General features: G+C 62.4%; 25 protein-coding genes and 1 pseudogene. 20 read left to right on the forward strand and 6 right to left on the reverse strand.

Annotation, left to right across the window (positions count from 1 at the left end; all coding sequences use genetic code 11):
- The first annotated feature begins 2 nt into the window (after positions 1-2).
- Both OA2633_RS01890 and OA2633_RS01895 read left to right on the forward strand, forming a co-directional pair.
- Complete coding sequence (locus OA2633_RS01890; RefSeq protein ID WP_009800783.1) at positions 3-1,010, forward strand: TIGR00341 family protein; 1,008 nt, start codon at positions 3-5, stop codon at positions 1,008-1,010.
- Complete coding sequence (locus tag OA2633_RS01895; RefSeq protein WP_009800784.1) at positions 1,007-1,639, forward strand: trimeric intracellular cation channel family protein; 633 nt, start codon at positions 1,007-1,009, stop codon at positions 1,637-1,639. Before OA2633_RS01890 ends, OA2633_RS01895 begins: the two co-directional genes overlap by 4 nt.
- Here OA2633_RS01895 and OA2633_RS16440 read toward each other — a convergent pair.
- The 4 genes and pseudogenes from OA2633_RS16440 to hemB all read right to left on the reverse strand — a co-directional run bounded on the left by OA2633_RS16440 (position 1,636) and on the right by hemB (position 4,071).
- Complete coding sequence (locus OA2633_RS16440) at positions 1,636-1,791, reverse strand: hypothetical protein (protein WP_241760682.1); 156 nt, start codon at positions 1,789-1,791, stop codon at positions 1,636-1,638. The two genes, OA2633_RS01895 and OA2633_RS16440, sit on opposite strands and share 4 nt — an antisense overlap.
- Positions 1,792-1,827: 36 nt before the next feature.
- Positions 1,828-1,917 (reverse strand): annotated as a pseudogene (locus OA2633_RS16670) (hypothetical protein); the annotation flags it as partial.
- A gap of 38 nt (positions 1,918-1,955) precedes the next feature.
- A complete protein-coding gene (locus tag OA2633_RS01900) occupies positions 1,956-3,092 on the reverse strand; it encodes a PLP-dependent aspartate aminotransferase family protein (protein ID WP_009800786.1) in 1,137 nt (378 codons plus the stop codon).
- Positions 3,085-4,071, reverse strand: coding sequence for a porphobilinogen synthase (gene hemB, locus OA2633_RS01905; RefSeq protein ID WP_009800787.1), 987 nt, complete (start codon positions 4,069-4,071; stop codon positions 3,085-3,087). Before hemB ends, OA2633_RS01900 begins: the two co-directional genes overlap by 8 nt.
- A 90-nt stretch (positions 4,072-4,161) precedes the next feature.
- Between hemB and OA2633_RS01910 the strand changes: the two genes are divergently transcribed.
- The 5 genes from OA2633_RS01910 (at position 4,162) to OA2633_RS01930 (ending at position 9,017) form a co-directional block, all read left to right on the forward strand.
- On the forward strand, positions 4,162-5,298 hold the full coding sequence (locus OA2633_RS01910; RefSeq protein WP_009800788.1) for an isobutyryl-CoA dehydrogenase: 1,137 nt from the start codon (positions 4,162-4,164) through the stop codon (positions 5,296-5,298).
- Between the two features lie 102 nt (positions 5,299-5,400).
- A complete protein-coding gene (locus OA2633_RS01915; RefSeq protein ID WP_009800789.1) occupies positions 5,401-6,450 on the forward strand; it encodes an enoyl-CoA hydratase/isomerase family protein in 1,050 nt (349 codons plus the stop codon).
- A 53-nt stretch (positions 6,451-6,503) separates the two neighbouring features.
- The gene (gene mmsB / locus OA2633_RS01920; protein ID WP_009800790.1) at positions 6,504-7,397 is read left to right on the forward strand and encodes a 3-hydroxyisobutyrate dehydrogenase; all 894 of its coding nucleotides are present in this window, start codon (positions 6,504-6,506) and stop codon (positions 7,395-7,397) included.
- A gap of 160 nt (positions 7,398-7,557) precedes the next feature.
- The gene (gene hemA / locus OA2633_RS01925; protein ID WP_009800791.1) at positions 7,558-8,772 is read left to right on the forward strand and encodes a 5-aminolevulinate synthase; all 1,215 of its coding nucleotides are present in this window, start codon (positions 7,558-7,560) and stop codon (positions 8,770-8,772) included.
- Positions 8,772-9,017, forward strand: a complete 246-nt coding sequence (locus tag OA2633_RS01930) for a hypothetical protein (RefSeq protein ID WP_009800792.1) — start codon at positions 8,772-8,774, stop codon at positions 9,015-9,017. Before hemA ends, OA2633_RS01930 begins: the two co-directional genes overlap by 1 nt.
- An 18-nt stretch (positions 9,018-9,035) precedes the next feature.
- On the opposite strand, the gene OA2633_RS01935 is transcribed toward OA2633_RS01930, so the two are convergent.
- The gene (locus OA2633_RS01935) at positions 9,036-9,458 is read right to left on the reverse strand and encodes a MucR family transcriptional regulator (RefSeq protein WP_009800793.1); all 423 of its coding nucleotides are present in this window, start codon (positions 9,456-9,458) and stop codon (positions 9,036-9,038) included.
- A 249-nt stretch (positions 9,459-9,707) separates the two neighbouring features.
- Here OA2633_RS01935 and glyA point away from each other — a divergent pair, with 249 nt between their 5' ends.
- From glyA to OA2633_RS01985, 10 genes are all read left to right on the forward strand, one after another.
- Positions 9,708-11,015 (forward strand): serine hydroxymethyltransferase, encoded by a 1,308-nt coding sequence (glyA, locus tag OA2633_RS01940; RefSeq protein ID WP_009800794.1) that lies wholly within the window; start codon positions 9,708-9,710, stop codon positions 11,013-11,015.
- A 9-nt stretch (positions 11,016-11,024) separates the two neighbouring features.
- Positions 11,025-11,504 (forward strand): transcriptional regulator NrdR, encoded by a 480-nt coding sequence (nrdR, locus tag OA2633_RS01945; protein WP_040612359.1) that lies wholly within the window; start codon positions 11,025-11,027, stop codon positions 11,502-11,504.
- Entirely contained in the window at positions 11,501-12,151 is a 651-nt protein-coding gene (locus tag OA2633_RS01950) for a RibD family protein (protein ID WP_156776042.1), read from the forward strand. Before nrdR ends, OA2633_RS01950 begins: the two co-directional genes overlap by 4 nt.
- 5 nt (positions 12,152-12,156) lie before the next feature.
- A complete protein-coding gene (locus tag OA2633_RS01955) occupies positions 12,157-12,789 on the forward strand; it encodes a riboflavin synthase (protein WP_009800797.1) in 633 nt (210 codons plus the stop codon).
- Positions 12,786-13,907 carry a 3,4-dihydroxy-2-butanone-4-phosphate synthase gene (gene ribB, locus OA2633_RS01960; protein ID WP_009800798.1) on the forward strand — a complete coding sequence of 374 codons (1,122 nt, stop codon included), beginning with the start codon at positions 12,786-12,788 and terminating at the stop codon, positions 13,905-13,907. Before OA2633_RS01955 ends, ribB begins: the two co-directional genes overlap by 4 nt.
- A gap of 11 nt (positions 13,908-13,918) precedes the next feature.
- Positions 13,919-14,356, forward strand: a complete 438-nt coding sequence (locus OA2633_RS01965; RefSeq protein ID WP_009800799.1) for a 6,7-dimethyl-8-ribityllumazine synthase — start codon at positions 13,919-13,921, stop codon at positions 14,354-14,356.
- Positions 14,356-14,832 (forward strand): transcription antitermination factor NusB, encoded by a 477-nt coding sequence (nusB, locus tag OA2633_RS01970; RefSeq protein ID WP_009800800.1) that lies wholly within the window; start codon positions 14,356-14,358, stop codon positions 14,830-14,832. Before OA2633_RS01965 ends, nusB begins: the two co-directional genes overlap by 1 nt.
- Positions 14,822-15,832, forward strand: coding sequence for a thiamine-phosphate kinase (thiL, locus tag OA2633_RS01975; RefSeq protein ID WP_009800801.1), 1,011 nt, complete (start codon positions 14,822-14,824; stop codon positions 15,830-15,832). Before nusB ends, thiL begins: the two co-directional genes overlap by 11 nt.
- A gap of 23 nt (positions 15,833-15,855) precedes the next feature.
- The gene (locus tag OA2633_RS15990; RefSeq protein WP_156776044.1) at positions 15,856-16,386 is read left to right on the forward strand and encodes a hypothetical protein; all 531 of its coding nucleotides are present in this window, start codon (positions 15,856-15,858) and stop codon (positions 16,384-16,386) included.
- 166 nt (positions 16,387-16,552) lie between these two features.
- Entirely contained in the window at positions 16,553-18,703 is a 2,151-nt protein-coding gene (locus tag OA2633_RS01985; protein WP_009800803.1) for a sodium-translocating pyrophosphatase, read from the forward strand.
- A gap of 73 nt (positions 18,704-18,776) precedes the next feature.
- On the opposite strand, the gene OA2633_RS01990 is transcribed toward OA2633_RS01985, so the two are convergent.
- The gene (locus OA2633_RS01990) at positions 18,777-19,274 is read right to left on the reverse strand and encodes an outer membrane protein assembly factor BamE (RefSeq protein WP_009800804.1); all 498 of its coding nucleotides are present in this window, start codon (positions 19,272-19,274) and stop codon (positions 18,777-18,779) included.
- A 127-nt stretch (positions 19,275-19,401) separates the two neighbouring features.
- Between OA2633_RS01990 and OA2633_RS01995 the strand changes: the two genes are divergently transcribed.
- The 3 genes from OA2633_RS01995 to OA2633_RS02005 all read left to right on the forward strand — a co-directional run bounded on the left by OA2633_RS01995 (position 19,402) and on the right by OA2633_RS02005 (position 22,059).
- The gene (locus OA2633_RS01995) at positions 19,402-19,935 is read left to right on the forward strand and encodes a ubiquinol-cytochrome C chaperone family protein (protein ID WP_009800805.1); all 534 of its coding nucleotides are present in this window, start codon (positions 19,402-19,404) and stop codon (positions 19,933-19,935) included.
- 100 nt (positions 19,936-20,035) lie between these two features.
- Positions 20,036-21,094 (forward strand): phosphate acyltransferase PlsX, encoded by a 1,059-nt coding sequence (gene plsX / locus OA2633_RS02000; protein WP_009800806.1) that lies wholly within the window; start codon positions 20,036-20,038, stop codon positions 21,092-21,094.
- Entirely contained in the window at positions 21,091-22,059 is a 969-nt protein-coding gene (locus OA2633_RS02005) for a beta-ketoacyl-ACP synthase III (RefSeq protein ID WP_009800807.1), read from the forward strand. The genes plsX and OA2633_RS02005 overlap by 4 nt, the downstream gene beginning before the upstream one ends.
- Positions 22,060-22,089 lie beyond the last annotated feature (30 nt).

The raw sequence follows: 22,089 nt of genomic DNA on the forward strand, positions 1-22,089 counted from the left end.
TCATGCGCCTGATTGAAGTCACCTTTCCCGATGGCGAGAAAGTCCAGCCGATCCTCAAGGCCACCTTGAAGACCAATCCGCTCGACCATCGCCTGACCGAGCCGGACAATCAGGGCAAGCGCCTGTTGCGCCTGACGTTTCGGGACGGGGATGGACAAAAGGCGATCGATGCTGTCCAGGCCATTCTGGAGGGCGAGCAGAACTGGCGGCTCGTCGTCATACCTATCGAGGCGAGCGTGCCGCGCCTTGAGGAAAACCCTGACGAGGAGACTCGCACAAAGCGTCGTCTGGCGTTGCGCGAGGAGATGTATCAGGACATCGCCAAGGGCGCCGAGATCAATTCCGACTTCCTGATGCTGACCGCGCTGTCCACGGTCGTGGTGGTGTTCGGCCTGTCTGCAGACAATGTCGCCGCGGTGATCGGGGCCATGGTGATCGCGCCGCTGCTGGGGCCCATCCTCGCCTTTTCCTTCGGATCCGCCCTGGGTGATCTGGCCTTGATGCTGAAAGCGGCGAAGACGGCTGTCACGGGCCTCGCCCTGGGGCTGGCGCTCAGTTTCGTGGTGGGGCTGATCTACGAACCCAATCTGTTTTCTGACGAGCTGATGAGCCGCACCGTGGTGGGACCTGACTCCGCAGCGCTCGCCTTGGCCGCGGGCGCGGCCGCCGCCTTGTCGATCGCGACCGGTCTGCCGGCCGCGCTCGTGGGCGTGATGGTGGCGGTGGCGCTGTTGCCGCCGGCCTCCGCTGCAGGCTTGCTCGCGGGCAGCGGGGCGTGGGAGCTGGCCGGGCGGGCGACCCTGCTCCTGTCGATCAATGTGGTGGCGGTCAATCTCAGCGCGCTCATGGTCTACTATTTCAAGGGCGTGAGGCCGCGCACCTGGCTGGAGCGCCGATCCGCCAAGCGCTCGGTTTATGTGAATGCGGGCGTCTGGATCACCCTGATCGTGATCCTGTCTGCGCTGGCGGCCCATTTCGCGGCGACGGGCGGTGAGGGTGTCCAGCTATGAATGTCGCCTTCGTGTTCCTGACTCTGAACTATATCGGCATCTTCGTGTTCGCCCTCTCAGGCGGAATCCTTTCGGCGCGCAAGCATCTCGATCCGTTCGGCGCCGCCGTGATCGGCGCTGTCACCGGCATGGGCGGCGGCACGCTGCGCGACATGCTGCTGGGGAGGTTGCCGGTCTACTGGATCGATGCGCCGCATTATCTTCTGCTCGCGCTCGCGGGCGGCGTGATTGGCTATTACGGCTCCGAACTCGTGCGGGGTGAAGAGGGCGCGCGCTATCGCGCCCTTGTCTGGGCGGACGGCGCGGGACTGGCGGTGTTCTGCGTGCTGGGCGCCCAGGCGGGCCTGACGGCGGGCGCGCACTGGACCATTGCGTTGGTGACGGGGGTGATGAGCGCCGCATTCGGCGGGCTGGTGCGCGACATCATCGTCAATGATGTGCCGCTGATCCTTCGCGCGGACGTGTATGCGCTCGCGGCGCTTTTTGGCGCGTCGGTCTATGTGGGCGCCGTCTCTCTGGATGTTCCGACCGGCGCCGCGGCTGTCGGGGCCGCCCTCGCAGCGTTTGTGCTGCGGGGTTGCGCAATCCAGTTCAGATGGTCGATCCCGCCGATCGGACGCGTGGACTAGCGGATGACGGGACGCACCGCGCAAGTCGCGAGATAGGCGGACGCCGCTGCGATGGCGGCGACGCCGACCAGAAGGATGCCTGTGCTGATCTGCTGCAAAGTCAGCATCAATCCAATTGCGCTTGTCCCGACCAGAGCCAGCAACAACAACAAGATGGGCGGCGAAAACTCCCATCGATAGAGGTGACCGCACGTCGAACATCGTGCGTGTCTGGATGAGATCAGGCTGAAAAGTGCGGACACTTCAAGCGGCGTCTGACAATTCGGACACCTGTACATAATAATCCTCAAAAAAGCGATTTCGCCTTTGAGGTATATCACAGATGGTCAAGAACAACCACAAGGTCGTCTATCAGGTCTTCAGCCGCTTCTATTCCGCATGACAGCCGTACAAGATCGTCCGGTGTCGGGCTGCTAGGCCCTTCAATCGGCTTGCGATGCTCGATCAGGCTCTCCACGCCGCCAATGGATGTGGCTTGCAGGAACACCCTGGTGGAGGCGCACAGCTTGCGTGCTGCATCCGCGCCGCCCTTGAGCCGGATCGAGAGAAGGCCGCCAAAACCGCCCGTCATCTGACGCGCGGCGACGGCATGGCCCGGATGGCTTTCCAGACCAGGATAGAGCACATGGCTTACCGCCTTGTGCTGGCTCAGGGTCTGCGCGAGCTGCATGGCGTTGCGACTCTGGCGTTCGTAACGGACGAACAGGGTGCGCAGGCCACGCATCATCAGCCAGCTGTCGAACGCGCTCGGGATCGCCCCTGACAGGCTGTGTCCCGTGCACAGTCTTTCCCAACGCTCATTGTGTTCCTTCGTCGCCACAGCCCCCATCAGCACGTCGGAATGCCCGTTGAGATATTTGGTGGCCGAATGCATGACGAGGTCGGCCCCCAGATCCAGAGCGCGTGTGGTGCAGGGCGGGGCGCATGTGCTGTCAACGCCCAGCATCGCCCCGGCCTCATGCGCGATCTCGGCGGCGCGCGCGATATCGACGATCGCCCAGCTGGGGTTGGCGGGCGTCTCGATCCACACAAGCTCGGTCCGGCCGCCCTGGACCGCTTTTTTCAGGCCATTGATATCGTGCGGTTCAAAGAAGCTCAGCGAGATGAGGCCCTTTGAGGCGAGGTGATGCAGGAGCTTCTTCGCGCCGTAATACATTTCGGTCTGCGCAACCACATGCGCGCCGACCTCCAGCGTGTCGAGCACGGCGGAGATCGCCGCCAGGCCGGAGCTGAACAGGCGCGCATCCGCAGCATTCTCGAGGGCGGCCAGGACCTTGGCGGCTTGCACTTCGGTCGGGCCCTGAGGGCGGCGATAATCCATCTCGCCCACCAGCGCGTTCTTCTGGTCGCGCATGAACGTGGTGGCGGGGTGGACAGGCGGGATCACCGCGCCGGTTTCCCGGTCGGTCTGGTGCAGGGCCTGGGCGGCGAGAGTTTCGGGACGCTTAGCCATTGAGGAGTTCCGCCGCTTTCGGTGCAAAATAGGTCAGGACGCCGTCTGCGCCGGCGCGTTTGAACGCCAGGAGGCTTTCGAGCATGGCGCGTTCGCCATCAATCCAGCCGTTTTGCGCGGCGGCCTGGATCATCGCGTATTCGCCCGAGACCTGAAAGGCATAGGTCGGCATCTCGAAGGTCGCTTTCAGGCGCGCCACGATATCGAGATAGGGCAATCCCGGTTTGACCATGATCATGTCCGCGCCTTCATCGATATCGAGCGCGACTTCGCGGATCGCCTCGTCGGTATTGGCGGGGTCCATCTGGTAGGTCTTCTTGTCGCCCTGGAGCGCGGTGGCGCTGCCAATGGCGTCGCGATAGGGGCCATAGAAGGCCGAAGCGTATTTTGCGGCGTAGGACATGATCATCGTGTCCTGGAAGCCCTCAGCGTCGAGCGCCTCGCGAATCGATCCGATTCGCCCATCCATCATGTCCGACGGAGCGACCACGTCGGCGCCCGAAGCCGCCTGCATGAGCGCCTGGCTGCACAGGCGTTCGACTGTCGCGTCATTGAGGATGACGCCATCCTCGATCAAACCGTCATGGCCATGGTCGGTGAAGGGGTCGAGCGCGACGTCGCAGATGATTCCCACTTCAGGAGCCGCATCCTTCATCGCCTTGATGGCCTGCGCCACCAGACCGTCCGGATTGTCCGCCTCACGCCCGTTTTCATCCTTCAGGGACGGATCGATATGGGGGAAGATCGCAATGGCCGGAATGCCCAGATCGCGGGCCCGACGGGCCGCGTCGGCGGCCGCCTTCACGCTCAGGCGCTTCACGCCCGGCATGGAGGCGACAGGCTCGGTCGGGTCCGCCTTGTCAGACACCACCAGCGTCCAGATCAGGTCGTTCGGCGTCAGCGTATGTTCGCGCATCAGGCGGCGAGACCAGTCATGAGCGCGCATTCGGCGCATACGGGTGGTGGGAAAAGCGGCCATCTTGGTCTATCTCGCTTGCAGCAAATCAGAACACATCGCGTTTTTCGCGGTCGGAGCCGGTCCAACCCGGTCTGTTTAGGAGGTTTCCCCGTGCATTTCGAGCTGTCAGAAGAGCAAGCGCTGATTCAGGACGCAGCCCGCAAGTTCGCCGACGATCGTCTCAAGCCCCATGCGGCGCAATGGGACGAGGACAAGCACTTCCCCGTGGATGTGCTGCGCGAGGCGGCCGAGATGGGGTTCGCCGGCATCTACACCCGTGAGGATGTAGGCGGGTCGGCCATGAGCCGGGTTGATGCGGCCCTGATCTTTGAACAACTTTCGCGCGGTTGCGTATCCACTGCAGCCTTCATCTCCATCCACAACATGGTCAGCTGGATGATCGACAGCTGGGGCAATGACGAACAGCGCCAGCGCTGGCTGCCTGAAATGACCCGGATGGACAAGATCGCATCCTATTGCCTGACCGAGCCGGGCGCAGGGTCCGACGCCGCCAATCTGCGCACCAAGGCGGTGCGGGATGGCGATCATTATGTGCTTAATGGCTCGAAGGCCTTCATCTCCGGCGCAGGCACGAGCGATCTTTACGCCGTGATGTGCCGCACCGGCGAGGATGGCCCCAAGGGCATTTCCACAATCATCGTGGAGAAAGACACGCCCGGCCTGAGCTTCGGTGCGAATGAGCGCAAGATGGGCTGGAATTCCCAGCCGACCCGCGTGGTCACCTTTGAAGATTGCCGCGTGCCGGTCGAGAACCGGATCGGTGAGGAAGGGCAGGGCTTCGGCTTCGCCATGCAGGGCTTGAATGGCGGTCGCATCAATATCGGCGCCTGTTCGCTGGGCGGCGCCGCGGAAGCCGTGGATCTCGCCACACAATACGCCAAGGAGCGCAGCCAGTTCGGTCGCAATATCGCAGACTTCCAGGCCACCCAGTTCAAGCTGGCCGACATGGTCACCGAGCTTGATGCGTCACGCATGATGCTCTTGCGTGCGGCTGACAGCGTGGATCGCAAGGATCCGTCAGCCGCCATGCATTGCGCCATGGCCAAGCGCTTCGCCACAGATATGGGCTTCAAGATCGCCAATGACGCGCTGCAGATCCATGGCGGTTACGGCTATCTGAAGGATTATCCGCTCGAGCGCATCGTGCGCGATCTGCGAGTCCACCAGATCCTGGAAGGCACCAACGAGATCATGCGGGTGATCATCGCCAAGGACGTGCTGCGCTAGGTCGCGTGGCCGATACGCTCTATAGGCGCTAGAAACTTTTTCAATTGGCCCCGCCGGACCGAGCGGGGCATTGAACTCTATTCCGTCCAGAGAGGATCTCTCATGACTGAAGACGTCATCGTTCGCAAAGCCGGCTCGGTGGGCCGCATCACCCTGAACCGGCCCAAGGCGCTCAATGCGCTCAATCAGGAGATGGTCACCGCCATGGTCGAGGCGCTTCAGAGCTGGGCCGACGACAAGACGGTGAAGGCTGTGGTCGTGGACGGCGCTGGAGAGAAGGGCTTCTGCGCGGGCGGCGATATCCGCATGCTGGCGGAAAGCGGCAAGGCCGGCGACGACCGGGCCTGGACCTTCTGGCGCGACGAGTACCAGCTCAACACCCTGATTGCCGAATACCCCAAACCCTATGTGGCGCTGATTGACGGCATCACCATGGGCGGCGGTGTCGGCGTGTCGATCCATGGCGAGTTCCGGGTGGCGGGCGATCGCACCCTGTTCGCCATGCCCGAGACCGGCATCGGCTTTCACCCTGATGTGGGCGGGGCCTATTTCCTGCCGCGCCTGAATGGCGAACTTGGCGTGTGGATGGGCCTTACAGGCGCACGCCTGAAGACGGCGGACTGCATCGCAGCGGGCGTCGCGACCCATTATGTGCCGACCGACAATTACGAGGCGCTGATCGAGGCGCTTGAAACCGAAACCCTTGATGATGAGGGCGAGAAGGTCGACGCCATCATCGAGCGCTTCTCCGGCGATGCGGGGCAGTCTGATCTGGGGGTGGTGCAGCCGCTGATCGACGCCGCGTTCGAAGGCGATGATGTCAGCGTCATTCTCAACCGCCTCGAGGCGGCCGATGACGCCTGGTCCAAGGCCGTTCTGAAAATTCTATCAAGCAAGTCTCCGACTGCCGTGAAGGTGACGCTAAAGGCTCTGCGCAAGGGCGCTGAGCTGTCCCTGCGCGATGTCATGGTTCAGGACCTGCGCGTCTCCAGCCGTTTCCTGCGTGAAGGTTCGGATTTCTACGAAGGCGTGCGCGCGGTGATCATCGACAAGGACAATGCGCCGAACTGGTCAGCGCCGGTATCGGACGCCGAGGTCGACGCCTATTTCGAACCGCTTGCTGCGGACAAGGAAATGGCGTTCCTCGACTAGGAACAGGGCAGGGCGGACCAACCGCCCGCTCCTCAGACACAAGGGAGGACCGCATGGCGGTTATTGCATTCATTGGGCTCGGCAATATGGGCTCTGGCATGGCGGCGAACCTCTTGAAGGCTGGCCATTCTCTGCGCGCCTATGATCTGAACAAGGACGCGGTGGCGCTGCTGGAGAAGAAGGGCGCGACGCCGGCCGCCGATCTGCGCGAAGCGGTGACCGACGCTGATGTGGTCGTCACCATGCTGCCTGCCGGTCAGCATGTGCGTGGTGTTTATCTGGATGATGGCGGCGTGCTCTCGCTCGCCAAATCCGATGCGGTGCTGATTGATTGCTCCACCATCGATGTGGACAGCGCCCGTGAAGTCGCAACCAAGGCTTCTGAAGCCGGTTTCGCTTTTGTGGACGCGCCGGTTTCCGGCGGCGTTGCGGCGGCCGAAGGCGGTACGCTGACCTTCATGGTGGGCGGTCCTGTCGAGGCCTTCGCCAAGGCTGAACCCATCCTTGAAAACATGGGCAAGGCTGTCATTCGCGCCGGCGAGGCTGGCGCTGGCCAGGCCGCCAAGATCTGCAACAACATGCTTCTGGGCATCCACATGATCGGCACGTGCGAGGCGATGAACCTCGCCATCAAGCTGGGCCTTGATCCGCAGAACTTCTTTGACATCGCCTCCAAGGCGTCCGGCCAGAACTGGTCCTTGACCAGTTACTGTCCGGTTCCGGGCCCTGTGCCGACCGCGCCGTCCAACCGCGATTACGTGCCGGGCTTCGCTGCGCCGATGATGCTCAAAGACTTAAACCTTGCCATGCAGACATCGAAATCGGCCGGTGTGAACACGCCCATGGGCGAGAAGGCGCAAACCATCTATGACGCCTTCGTCGAAGAGGGCGGAGCCGCCATGGACTTTTCGGGCGTTATCAAATGGTTGTCCGGAGACATGAAGTAAATCGTTCGGACGCTGAATTTGAGAAGCGTTGTCAAGAGCTGAATGCGACCTTTGGTCCCTGACCGCTGCTAGGACAAGTTCAGAATCATATGTCATTGTGCAGATGACATGCTGACCTCTAGGGAGAGCCGCTCGCGCCTTGGGCGCCAGTGCAAGTGAAATGGATTACCGCAGCGCTTTCAAAGCCTCCGTCGCCCGTGTTCGCGCAGAAGGCCGTTACCGTGTGTTCGCCAATCTGCGTCGGGTTAAGGGCCAGTTCCCGCGCGCCCGTCTGCGCACGGATGACGGCGATACCCGCGACGTGGTGGTGTGGTGCTCCAATGACTATCTCGGCATGGGCCAGAGCCCGTGTGTGACCGGCGCCATGAAACAGGCGATCGACGATGTCGGCGCCGGGGCGGGCGGCACTCGAAACATCTCCGGCACGACCCATTATCACGTGGAGCTGGAAGCCAGTCTGGCGGACCTTCATCAGAAGGAAAGCGCGCTTCTCTTCACCTCCGGCTACATCGCCAATCAGGCGACGCTGGCGACCCTGGGCAAGATCCTGCCGGGGCTGATCATCTTCTCGGACGAGCTGAACCACGCCTCGATGATCGAAGGCGTCAAAGGCGCCAAATGCGAGAAGCATGTCTGGCGTCACAATGACGTGGCCCATCTCGAAGAGCTGCTGAAAGCGGCCCCGAAAGACGCGCCCAAGCTGATCGCGCTTGAATCCGTCTATTCCATGGATGGCGATATCGGCCCGCTCGAAGAGGTCTGTGATCTCGCCGACAAGTACAATGCGCTGACCTATCTGGATGAAGTGCACGCGGTGGGGCTTTACGGCCTGCGCGGCGCGGGCGTCGCCGAGCGTGAGGGCTTGCTGGACCGTTTCGACATCATCGAAGGCACGCTGGGCAAGGCGTTCGGCGTGATGGGCGGCTATATCGCCGCGGACGAAGTGATCGTGGATGCGATCCGCTCCTGGGCGCCGGGCTTCATCTTCACGACGTCACTGGCGCCGGCTCTGGCCGCGGGAGCCCGCGCCAGCGTTGAATACCTCAAGAGCGCTTATCATCTGCGCGAACAGCATCAGGAGCGCGCGGCGACCCTGAAGGCGCGCTTCCGCGAGGCGGGCATCCCGGTGCTGGACTCGATTACTCACATCGTCCCGGTCCATGTGGGCGATCCGGTTCTGTGCAAGCGCATGACCGATGAGCTCCTGGACGTTCACGGCATCTATGTGCAGCCCATCAACTATCCCACCGTGCCCAAGGGCACCGAGCGGATGCGCCTGACGCCAACCCCGCTGCATGATGATTCCATGATGGATGAGCTGCTTGAGGCGGTGAAGACCGTCTACGCCAAGCATGTGGGCCTGAAGGTCGCCTGATGACGGACGATCCCGCCCAGGATCGTGAGTTCATCTTCGAATTCGTCACTGTTGGCGATTCAGTGCGCGTGGCGGCGGTAGACGTCGCCACAGGAACCGAGGTGGTCGTGTTCGGGCCGGTCCACACGGCCCAGTCCGATCTTCAGCGTCTGGCGGCGCGCAAGCTGATCCGCCGTCTCGTTCAGGACGGGCATCATCCGGACTCAAAAACGCCCCGGCCAGGCGGCCGGGGCGTGATTGTGTAGTCCGGTTCGAAGTCGCGCTTATTTCTTGCGCGCGCCGCGGCCCAGACCGATTTCCTTGGCGAATTCCGAGCGACGCTTGGAATAGTTCGGCGCCACCATCGGATAGTCAGCCGGCAGGCCCCATTTGCGACGATAGTCTTCCGGGGACATGTCGTATTGGGAGCGCAGATAGCGCTTGAGCATTTTCAGTTTCTTGCCGTCTTCCAGGCAGACGATGTAGTCGTCGCTGACAGAGCGGGACACAGGAACCGCCGGCTTGGCCTTGGGTTCGGGCTTGGCCGGTTCGCCGGAAATCTCTTTCATGGTGGCGTAAACCGACTTGATCATGTCCGGAACGCTTTCCGCCGGCACAGAATTGTGCGTGAGAAAAGATGCGACGATGTCGGTGGTCATGCGCATCAGTTCTTCATTGTCGACGGGCAGCAGTGTCTCTTCAGTCATATTCTGATCCTTGCGCAACTTTATAGCGTGTGCGTCTGAAAATGAGATGTACTGTGTTTAATCAACGCATATTCGCTGTACAAGTATTGAGATAAAAAAATCTGCAGCATTTGTAGCGCTTTTTGGGTTGCAATCCATTCACCGTATAGATTGCTGATGCAAGTGTGTGGATTAAACGCGTTCTAGCGCCTTGTCCGGGCTGGCGGCGGGCCGTATGTAGCTAGCAAAGTCCTCTATACGGAGTGCGAGATGGCTGACGCGCAATCTACCGCCCAACACACCTCTTTCTTTTCTCAATCGCTGGCCGATGCGGATCCGCAGCTGGCCTCCGCGATCAGCAAGGAAATCCACCGTCAGCAGACCCAGATCGAACTGATCGCGTCGGAAAACATCGTCTCGCGCGCCGTGCTGGAGGCGCAGGGTTCTCCGCTGACCAACAAATACGCCGAAGGGTATCCCGGACGCCGGTATTACGGCGGCTGCGAATTTGTGGATATCGCCGAGGAGCTCGCCATTGACCGCGCAAAGAAACTGTTCGGCGCCGCCTATGCCAATGTTCAGCCCAATTCCGGCAGCCAGGCCAACCAGGCCGTGTTTCTGGCGCTGCTCAAGCCCGGCGACAAGATCCTCGGCCTCGACCTGTCTGCCGGCGGTCACCTGACCCATGGCGCCCGTCCGAACATGTCGGGCAAATGGTTTGAAGCCCATGCGTATGGCGTGCGCGAGGACAATGCGCTGATCGACTATGATAAGCTGCGCGAGCAGGCCAAGGAGCTTCAGCCGCAGATGATCATTGCGGGCGGCTCCGCCTATCCGCGCGAGATCGACTTCCAGGCCTTCCGGGATATTGCGGATGAGGTTGGCGCCTATCTCCTGGTGGACATGGCGCACTTTGCCGGTCTCGTGGCGGGCGGCGCATATCCGAACCCGGTGCCGTTGGCTGATGTCTGCACCACCACCACACACAAGACCCTGCGCGGTCCGCGCGGCGGCATGATCATCAGCCGCGATGCGGATCTCGGCAAGAAGTTCAACTCCGCTGTCTTCCCGGGTCTGCAGGGCGGTCCGCTGATGCACGTCATCGCCGCGAAGGCCGTCGCCTTTGGAGAAGCGCTGCGTCCCGAGTTCAAGGCCTATGCCGCATCCGTCATCGAGAACTGCCGCGCCATGGCCGGCGCATTGTCGGACGCAGGCTATGACATTGTCTCCGGCGGCACCGACAGCCATCTGGCGCTGGTGGATCTGCGCCCGAAATCCCTGACGGGCGACATTTCCGAAGCGGCTCTCGAACGCGCGCACATGACCTGCAACAAGAATGGCGTGCCGTTTGATCCTGAAAAGCCGACTGTCACCTCCGGTCTGCGCGTGGGCGCTCCGGCGGGCACGACGCGCGGGTTCGGTGCTGACGAGTTCCGGCGTGTGGGTGAGATGATGGCGGAAGTTCTTGATGCGCTGGCCGCCAACAAGGATGGCGGCGACGCCGCAGTTGAAGCGCGCGTCCGGGATGAAGTGATCGGCCTGTGTGAACGCTTCCCCATCTATCCGGCTCTCGGCTAGGCTTCATCCATGCGGTGTCCCTTTTGCTCGAACCCTGATTCCCAGGTGAAGGATTCCCGCCCGGCTGAAGACAGCCAGGCGATCCGGCGGCGTCGGCATTGTCCAGCCTGCGGCGGGCGGTTCACAACGTTTGAACGGGTGCAGCTGCGGGATCTGCATGTCATCAAGTCGGACGGCAAACGCGAGGGATTTGATCGCGACAAGCTGGCCCGGTCCGTTCTTCTGGCGAGCCAGAAGCGCGCCATCGAGCGTGAGCGTGTGGAGCAGATGATCTCCGGCATTGTCCGGCGTCTTGAAAGCCGCGGCGATCCGGATGTCCCCGCCAGCGTCATTGGCGAGCTCGTCATGGACGGCTTGCGTAATCTCGATACGGTCGCCTATGTCCGCTACGCCTCGGTCTACAAGGACTTTCAGGAAGTCGACGACTTCTCCGAGTTCATCAAGGGCGAAAAACTCGGCCATGAGGACGAGCTGGACGGAGAGCAATGACGGCATCCGCCCCGATGCAGGTCACGCTCAAACTCGCCACCAGTCTTGATGGCCGCATCGCGCTGGCGAACGGTCAGTCTCAATGGATTACAGGTCCTGAGGCGCGTGCCGAGGTGCACCGCATGCGCGCCAGCCATGACGCCATCCTGACGGGTATCGGCACGGTGCTGGCCGATGACCCGCAGATGACCGCGCGTCCGGATGGCGCCCTGGCGAACCGCCAGCCCCAACGCATCGTTCTCGACAGCCAGCTGCGACTGCCGGCCTACGCCGAGATTCTGACCGGTGAGCCGGTCTGGGTCTTCCATACCGGAGGGGCCCGGTCCGACCTTGAAAATGTCGAGCTCTTCGAGACAGAGGCGGATGATGGGGGGCGCGTTTCCTTTTCGGCTGTCATGCAGAGCCTGGCGGCGAGGGGCGTCGGGAGCGTCATGATCGAAGCCGGCCGCGAGATCGCCGGGGCCGCCATCCGTTCTGACTGCGTCACCCGGATCGAATGGTTCCGCGCGCCCAGGCTTATCGGGGCGGAGGGCCGCGCCTGCATTGCAGGGCTTGGCCTTGAGGAACTGTCTCTCGCGCCCACATTCAAGCGCATGGAAGTTCGCGCCTGTGGCGCAGATCTCTGGGAAACCTACCAGAAGGGATGATCCCGATGTTCACCGGCCTCGTCTCCGCCCTGGGGCGGATCGTGTCTATCAAGGACGGCGATGTGCGCCGCATGACCGTCTCCAGCCCTTATGACGCGGACACGATCGCGCTTGGCGCGTCCATCGCTCATGCAGGCGTGTGCCTGACCGTTGTGGCGTGTCGAAAGACTCAAATGGGCGCGGAGTATGATCTCGATGTCTCCCCTGAAACCCTGTCCAAGACGACGCTCGGAAGCTGGAAAGCCGGTGACGGCGTCAATCTCGAACGGGCTCTGAAAGTCGGCGACGAGCTGGGCGGTCACATCGTTCAGGGTCATGTGGACGGGGTGGGGCGTGTGACGGCGCGAACCGATGAGGACGGTTGGATCCGCTTCATCGTGGAGGCTCCGACCGATCTGAGCCCGTTCATCGCCTACAAGGGCTCGATCGCGGTGGATGGCGTCTCGCTGACCGTGAACCGGGTCGAGGGAGACGAATTCGAACTGATGATCATCCCGCACACCGCCGAAGTCACAACTTTGGGAGCTTTGCAGGCTGGGACACGGGTAAACCTTGAGGTCGATGTGATGGCGCGCTACGCCGCCCGTCTGATGCAGGCGCGAGACGTCGCGCCCACTAACAATGAGGTCCAGTCGTGAGCGAATCCGCCCCCCAATCCGCGCTCTCCCCGGTCGAGGAGATCATCGAGGAAGCCCGCAACGGCCGGATGTTCATTCTGGTGGACGCCGAGGATCGCGAAAATGAAGGCGATCTGATCATTCCCGCCCAGTTCGCGACCCCCGATGTGATCAACTTCATGGCGCGCTATGGTCGCGGCCTGATCTGTCTGTCCATGACCCAGGACCGCGCAAAGACCTTGCAGCTGCCCTTCATGAGCCAGCGCAACCAGTCGCGCCACTCCACCAATTTCACTGTTTCGATTGAGGCCCGCGAAGGTATCTCCACCGGTATTTCCGCCCACGACCGCGCCTTGACGGTTGCGACCGCGATCGACCCGTCCAAGGGCTCTGAAGATGTGGTCTCTCCGGGGCACGTCTTCCCGCTGGTCGCGCGTGATGGCGGCGTGCTGGTTCGCGCGGGTCATACGGAAGCCGCCGTGGATATTGCGCGCCTGGCGGGCGTGAACCCGGCGGGCGTGATCTGCGAAATCATGAAGGATGACGGGACCATGGCCCGTCTTCCCGACCTCATCGAGTTCGCCAGGGAACATAATATGAAGATCGGCGCGATCGCCGATCTGATCGCCTATCGCCGCCAGCATGATCGCTTTGTCGAGCGTCGTCTGGATACCGAGGTGACGACCCAAGCGGGCGGCCCCTTCAAGCTGACCGTGTTCCGCTCGCTAGTGGACAATGTCGAGCATGTGGCTCTGCATAAAGGCGAAATCAAAGCAGACGCGCCCGCTCTCGTGCGCATGCACAAGGTCAGCTTCGCTGATGACGTGCTGGGCGCGCTTGGCGGACGCACGGGTCTGGTGGATAAGGGCGTGAAAGCGCTCTCAGAACATGACGGACCGGCCGTGATGGTGTTTATTCGCGAGACCAATCGCGCTGCGATCACCGAGCGTTTTGGCGCAGCGCCGTCAGATCCGCCCGATACGCGTGAAGAACGTCGCTTGCGGGAATACGGGCTGGGCGCTCAAATATTGCTGGATCTGGGCGTGCGCAAGATGACCCTCTTGTCCACCACGCCACAAAACATTGTGGGGCTGGACGGCTACGGCCTTGAAGTCGTCGAGCAACGCGAATTTGATTGAAGGAGGCGCGAGTGAGCGCTGAAACCCGTGTGCTGCTCATCGCAGCGCCTTTCTATGAAGACATCACCGAGCAACTCGTGGCCGGCGCCAAGGGCGCGTGCGACGCCTCCGGCGTTACTACTGACGTCGTGGAAGTGCCGGGCGCGCTGGAAATTCCCGCCGTCATCGCACTCGCCGAACAGGGCAAGTCGCCTTACGACGCTTATGTGGCGCTCGGCTGCGTGATCCGCGGCGAGACCAGCCATTTTGATTATGTCTGCGGGGAATCTGCGCGCGGGCTGATGGAGCTGACGCTCAAGGGCGTTCCGGTCGGCAACGGCATTCTGACCGTCGAGAACATCAAGCAGGCGCGCGTTCGCGCCAATGTGGATGAGAAGAACAAGGGCGGCGATGCCGCCAACGCCGCGCTGGCCCTTCTGGAACTCAAACGCAAGTTCGGGGCGGCTTGATGAGCGATCCCAGCCAGGAAGCCGCTTCTGATCGTCGGGCCCGCCTGCGTCGTTCCGCACGGCTGAGTGCGGTTCAGGCGCTCTATCAGATGGAGACCTCGGGCTCGGGCGCGAAAGCCGTGGTCAAGGAATTTCGCGATCATCGCTTTGGCTATGAAGATGAGCCGGGTGATTATGTGGAGACCGATGAGGACTTCTTCGAGAACCTCGTGACGGGCATCGTCTCCATTCAGGCTGATGTGGACAAGCGGATTTCCGGCGTTCTGAAGGAAGGCTGGAAGCTGTCGCGTCTGGACGCCACCGTGCGCGCCATCCTGCGTGCGGGCGGTTATGAACTGATCGCGCGCAAGGACGTGCCGCCGGCCGTTGTGATCAACGAATATGTCGATGTGGCGCACGCTTTCTTTGAGGGCACGGAGCCTGGCTTTGTGAACGCGACGCTTGATGCGCTCGCCAAGCAGGTGCGTGACGCCTGATCTGATGAGCGGGCAGGGCGAGTTCGAATACATCCGGTCGCGCCTTGCCCCGCTCAGCGTCGGCCTGCCCGGAGCGGCGAACCTCACCGATGATGGCGCTGTCCTGTCGCCGCCAGAGGGTTGCGAATGGGCGATCACGGCGGATACGCTGGTCGAAGGCCGTCACTTTCCCCTCCGTGAAGATCCGGCGCTCGCAGCCCGCAAGGCATTGCGCGTCAATCTCTCTGATCTCGCCGCCATGGGCGCGGACCCTCACGCCTATCTCGCCTGCGTCGTCTGGCCGGAAACGGGCCGTGAAGCGCGCATGACGGGGTTTGCAGACGGGCTGGCGCTGGATCAGGCCGAGTTCGGTGTTCATCTCGCCGGGGGCGATACGACGTCCGCTGATGGTCCCTGGATGATTTCGATCACCGCGTTTGGCGCCGTTCCCACGGGCCAGGCGGTGCGTCGGGCTGGCGCGAAGCCGGGCGATGTAGCGATCTTGACCGGAACCATCGGGGATGCGGGCCTGGGGCTTCTCGTTCGTCAGGGCGAGTATGCGCCGAATCAGGATGATGCGGCCTATCTCGATCAGCGCTTCACCTTGCCGGAGCCGCGTTGCGCCCTGTCATCCCTGGTGCGTTCATTCGCACATTCGGCAATTGATATCTCTGACGGCCTGCTTTCGGATGCGCGCCATATTGCACATGCGGCCGGCGTCTCGCTGACCCTTGATCTGGACAAAATGCCGCGTTCTGAGGCGGCTGAAGCCTGGCTGTCGCGCCAGGCTGATCGTGACGAAGCGCTGATGACGCTGGCGTCGATGGGCGATGACTACGAGCTTCTTGTGACGATCCCTCAGGATAGAGCGCAGGCGTTTATCGAAGCCGTTCAGGTGCTTGGCGTTCAGGCTTCACGCCTTGGCGAGGTCTGCGTCTCGCCATCGTCTACGGGCCAGCTCGTTGTCACGGCGGAGAATCGGGTGCTCTCGCCTTCGTCTTTTGGCTTTACGCATTTTTGACGCTTCTCCCGTAAGGAAGACGTATGATTCGTATTCTCTCATACGCACTGTGCGCTTCGCTCGCTCTCTCCACCCCCGCGCTTGCCGGGGGCGGTGGAGGCGGAGGCGGAGGCGGCGGTGGGGGCGGTGGCGGCTCCACCGGGCCTGGAGCAGTCGCGTCCACGGATCTGCCGCTCTACAACTCTGTTGAGGAAGCGACCCAGGCGCTGATGCGAGAGTTTGGCGAGGACGAAACCTGTCCGCGTAATGTGGATGTGCCGTCGATTGTCGTGCCGGTTGAATCTCATCACTATCTTTATGGCTATGCGTTTGTAACGCCACGGATTTGTCTGGCGCGCGGCGTCAGCGAGACCCGATTCATCGAGCGCTTGCATTTCATGGTCGACGTGATGGTGCGCTCCGCCCATCGCCATCCCTTCCATATGGATGATCAGGGTGTGATTGATCGCGAAGCGACCCGGGAAGTTCTTCTGAGCGCCCTTGGTGAAGTCGTTGATCCGGCTCAGATCGAGCGCCTGGATCTTCTGGGATCCGATATCCGGCCCATGAACTGATCCGAGAGTATAGCTGCGCTGCAGCATTTCTCTTTACTGTTGCATCCCCCTTAAAAGCGTGACTAGGCTTTTAGCTATCAAAGCAAAAGCCGCCGGTCATTGGGGCTTGTTCCCATGTCTCTGAAGCGGCTGTGAAAACAGTACTCAGACGCTCGGGGAGGGTGTCATGCAATCAGTGACTATCTGGCTCTGGATCTCGCTGGCCTGTGGCGGGTTGGCCGTGCTCTACGGGGCTTTCCAGATTCGTTCCATTCTGTCGGCCAGCGCCGGCACAGAGCGCATGCAGGAAATCGCCAGCGCCATACAGGAAGGCGCCAACGCCTATCTCAAACGCCAGTACATGACGATCGCCGCCGTTGGGGCGGCGATTTTGATTCTGGTGGGCGTCCTGCTCGGTCCGGTCGTGGCCATCGGTTTCCTGATCGGGGCGCTTCTGTCCGGTGCCGCAGGCTTCATCGGCATGCTTGTGTCGGTCCGCGCGAATGTGCGCACCACCCAGGCGGCGATGGATTCTCTGCAGGCCGGGCTTTCGATGGCGTTCAGGGCCGGGGCGATCACGGGCATGCTCGTGGCGGGATTGGCGCTGCTGGCGGTCACCGGATATTATCTGTTCCTCACTCAGGGCGCGTCCTTCAACGCGTCTGAACACCCCAGGGAAATCATTGATGGTCTCGTAGCCCTCGGCTTTGGCGCGTCCCTGATCTCCATCTTCGCCCGGCTGGGCGGCGGCATCTTCACCAAGGGCGCCGATGTGGGCGGCGACATGGTCGGCAAGGTCGAAGCGGGCATCCCCGAGGATGATCCGCGCAACGCCGCCACCATTGCCGACAATGTGGGCGATAATGTCGGCGACTGCGCTGGCATGGCGGCCGACCTGTTCGAGACCTATGCGGTGACCATTGTGGCGACCATGGTGCTCGCCTCGATCTATTTCCGCGACGCCATGGGCGCTGTCACCCTCGACGCGATGATGATCTATCCGCTCGCCATTGGCGGTGTCTGCATGGTCGCCTCGATCCTGGGCGCGTTCTTCGTGCGGCTCGGCAAGGGTTCCACCAATGTCATGGGCGCGCTCTACAAGGGCTTTTTCGCCTCAGCGCTGTTCTCGATTGTCGGACTGGGCATCGCGACCCATTTCGTTCTCGGCTTTGATTCTACCGTTCTGACCGCCATGGGGCGCGAAATCAGCGCCCTGTCGCTGTTCTATTGCGGCCTGACAGGTCTGGCGGTGACGGGTCTCATCGTCTGGATCACTGAATTCTATACCGGCGTGAACTACGGCCCGGTGAAATCGGTGGCCAAGGCGTCGGAGTCCGGCCATGGCGCGAACGTCATCCAGGGCCTTGCCGTGTCGATGGAAGCCACCGCGCTGCCGGCGCTGGTGATCATCGGCGCCATCATGCTCACCTTCAACCTGGCGGGCCTGTTCGGCATCGCCATCGCGGTGACGACCATGCTCGCGCTGGCAGGCATGGTGGTTGCGCTCGACGCGTTCGGCCCGGTGACCGACAATGCCGGCGGCATTGCCGAGATGGCGGGGCTGGAAGGCGCGGTGCGTGACACCACCGACATGCTCGATGCGGTCGGCAACACCACCAAGGCGGTCACCAAGGGCTACGCCATCGGCTCGGCCGGGCTGGGGGCGCTGGTGCTGTTCGCCGCCTATACCGAGGATCTGGCTTTCTTCGCCTCCGATCCAGAGACCTATCCGTTCTTCGCCGGATTGACGGTGAATTTCTCGCTGTCCAACCCCTATGTGGTGGTGGGCCTGCTGTTCGGCGGTCTGTTGCCTTTCCTCTTTGGCGGCATGTCGATGACGGCGGTCGGCCGGGCTGCCCAGGCTGTGGTCGAGGAAGTGCGTCGCCAGTTCCGTGAAGAGCCGGGCATCATGAAGGGCGAGGTGAAGCCCGATTATGGCCGGGCGGTGGACCTTCTGACCAAGGCGGCGATCCGGGAGATGATCATCCCCTCGCTCCTGCCGGTGCTCAGCCCGATCGTCCTGTTCTTCGTGGTGAACGCCATCGCAGGACGGGCCGAGGCCCTGGCCAGCGTGGGCGCGATGTTGCTGGGCGTGATCGTGACTGGCCTTTATGTGGCGATCTCCATGACCGCCGGCGGCGGGGCCTGGGACAACGCCAAGAAATACATCGAGGACGGCCATCATGGCGGCAAGGGATCTGAAGCCCACAAGGCCGCAGTGACCGGCGACACCGTGGGCGATCCCTACAAGGACACGGCGGGACCCGCTGTGAACCCGATGATCAAGATCACCAATATCGTGGCCTTGCTCATGCTGGCGGTGCTGGCGGGCCTTTAGGCCGTCACACGGCGCAAAGAAAAACCCCCGGCGTTTGGCGTCGGGGGTTTTTTGTATTCGGGTGAAGGAGCGTCTAGCCGCCCGGGCGCGGACCGCCGGCGCCGCCGGGCAGGTTCTGCTCGCCGCCGAACTGTTCGCTCGGCAGACGGCCCACATTCCCGAGAAGCTGTTCGAGAATGGTCAGCTCGCGGCCGCGGGTCGGGGTTTCCCGATCCACGAAGGCGACGACACGGCCATCTTCCATGCCGTATTCGTCCACCGCGCTCACCACGCCATTCTCGTCAAAGCGTACGGCGATGATGCGGCGTTCGCGCGTGTCCGGACGCAGATAGGCGAGATATTCGCGGGTGGCGGAAATGTAATACCAGGTGTCCTGTTCAAAAGCGCCGCGGGTGGAGGGATTGCCCAGGGTCGCCAGGACGGTGGACTGGCTGTCCACGCCGACCGTCAGTTCGGGCACTTCACCGTCCGGATAGCGGAAGCCGTGACTGCGCAGGGTCGGATTGCAGGCCGAGACCAGTCCGGCGCTGATCAGGACGGTAGCGGTGAGGATGGCTCGGCTGAGGCGCATAAGGGCTCCTATAACGGCATCTTTGACGCGGGCGTCAGTGGTCAGTCGGCTTGCGCAGGGCTATCTGCTTGACGTAACCGGATGGAACCATAGCCGCAAGCGCTCAGTGAGGGGAGCCTGTTAATACATGTTCAGCCGACTGTTCAGGAAAGACCGCCGCAAACAGATCGCGCGGCGTCTGTATGACTCGCTCGTGCGCGCCGCCCGGTCTCCCGAGTTCTACGGTCCCAAGGCGGTTGAGGACAGCGTGGACGGACGCTTTGACATGATCGTGCTGCACGCGGTCCTGCTGATGCGTCGCCTGCGCGAGGGCGAGGAGGCGGGCCGCGATCTCGCCCAGCTGGTCTTTGACGTGATGTTCGATGACATGGATGCGGCCCTGCGAGAAATGGCGACCGGCGATCTCAGCGTCGGCAAGAAGATCAAGATCATGGGGGAGGCCTTCTATGGCCGCGCCAAGGCCTATGAAACGCCCCTGAGCGAGGGAGACCGGAGCGCTCTGGCTCAAGCCATAGAACGCAATCTCTTTGAGGAAAGTCCATTGAGCGCAGAGGTCTGTGATCGGCTGGCCGCCTATGCGCTGGACAGCGCCGAACGCCTGCGTGACCAACCCATCGAGAGCCTCCTTGCAGGCGAAGCCCCCCGGTATGCTCGCCTGTGAGGAAGCGGAGCGCTTCTCTTGCATTGATAGGGTCAATGAGTAAGGTTCGCGCGCCGCTGGCTGCTTGCCGGCGCGTATGTTGATTTAAGACGGATTGTCTATGACCTCACCGTTGGTCCTATCCATCGACGCCATGGGCGGCGATGATGCGCCGAAGATCGTTGTTGACGGCGTGGCGCAGTTTCTCAAAGGCCGCAAACGAGCGGTGAAGCTGATCCTTCATGGCGACGAGGCTCAGATCGCCCCGCTTGTGGCCGCCCATGAGGGTCTGGCCGACGCCTGCGAGATTCGCCATTCCGACAGTGAAGTGGACATGTCCGCCAAGCCGTCCGAAGCCGTGCGCCGGGCGCGGGGCTCTTCCATGTGGAACGCCGTTCTTTCCGTGAAAGAGGGCGAGGCGCATGTGGCGGTTTCGGCCGGCAATACCGGCGCGCTGATGGCCATCTCCAAGGTGGTGCTGCGCATGAAGAAGGGCGTTCACCGCCCCGCCATCGCCGCCAGCTGGCCGGCCCCGCAGGGTTTCTCCACCGTTCTGGATGTGGGCGCGAATGTGGACTGCTCGCCGTCGCAGCTCGTTGAGTTCGCCGTTCTGGGCGAGGCCTTTCACCGCGCCGTGCATGGCGTGAAGCATCCCACCGTGGGCCTGCTGAATGTGGGCCAGGAAGAGCTCAAGGGCGATCAGACCATCCGCGATGCGGACGCGCTGATCCGCGAAGCCGAGCTGGATCTTGATTATCAGGGCTTCATCGAAGGCGATGACATTTCCGCGGGCACCACGAATGTGGTCGTCACGGACGGCTTTACGGGCAATGTGGCGCTGAAGACCGCCGAAGGCACGGCGCGCCTTGTGGGCGGCTGGCTGCGCGAGGCGCTCACAAGCTCCTTCATCGCCAAGCTGGCGACCGGTCTTCTCAGCCTGGGGGCCCTGGGCCAGCTGCGCGCAAAGATGGATCCGCGCAACGTCAATGGCGGCGTGTTTCTGGGCCTGAACGGTGTTGTGGTCAAAAGCCATGGCGGGACGGATGCGCTTGGTTTCGCCACCTCGCTGCGCATTGCGCTCGAAATGGCGGACAGCCGCTTTTTGTCCGAGATCGAACAGAATCTGGAACGTCTGTCTGCGCTTGAAGCGGACGCCGCGTCCGAAGGGGAAACCGCTTGACCTATTCACGCATCGCCGGGATCGGCTCGCACCTGCCTGAGAAAGTCCTGACCAACAAGGGCATGGAGGCGATTGTCGAAACCAGCGACGAATGGATTCGCGAGCGGACGGGCATCACCAAGCGCCATATTGCAGCCGACGGCGAATATACCTCTGATCTTGGCGTGCAGGCGGCGCGCAAGGCGGTCGATCAGGCCGGTCTGTCCCTGGACCAGGTGGATCTGATCATTGTGGCGACAGCCACGCCGGATCTGACCTTTCCCGCCACGGCGACGATCGTCCAGCACAAGCTGGGCATCAAGCAGGGCTTCGCCTTCGACGTTCATGCGGTCTGCTCGGGCTTTCTCTACGCCCTGGCGACGGCGGACAGCTTCCTGCGCACGGGACAGGCCAAATGCGCGCTAGTGATCGGGGCCGAGACCTTCTCGCGCATTCTCGACTGGACCGATCGCACCACGTGCGTGCTCTTCGGCGACGGAGCCGGCGCCATGGTGCTGACCGCGGAAGAGGGGGATCCGGCCGAGTTCAAGGGCGTGCTCAAGACCTATCTGGAATCGGACGGTGAATACTGCGACCTTCTTTACGTCGATGGCGGTCCGTCCCGGACGAAGACCGTTGGCCATCTGCGGATGCAGGGCAATCAGGTGTTCCGGCACGCCGTGACGAAGATTTCCGGCGCCATGACGACGCTGTGCGCGCAAACCGGCGTGGATATCGCGGATATCGACTGGGTCGTGCCGCACCAGGCCAATCAGCGCATCCTGCTGGGCGTGGCGAAAAAGCTAGGCATTTCAGTGGATCAGGTTGTCTCGACCGTGGCCGAGCACGGCAACACCTCCGCCGCCTCCATCCCGCTGGCCTTTGACGCTGCGGTGCGTGACGGCCGCATCAAGCGGGGCGATACGGTGCTGATGGAAGCGCTTGGCGGCGGCTTCACCTGGGGCGCCGCGTTAGCGCGTTATTAAGCGCGTTCATTGTCCGACCTATGGTTAACG

Origin of the sequence: Oceanicaulis sp. HTCC2633, assembly GCF_000152745.1 — a bacterium.
GTDB lineage: Bacteria > Pseudomonadota > Alphaproteobacteria > Caulobacterales > Maricaulaceae > Oceanicaulis.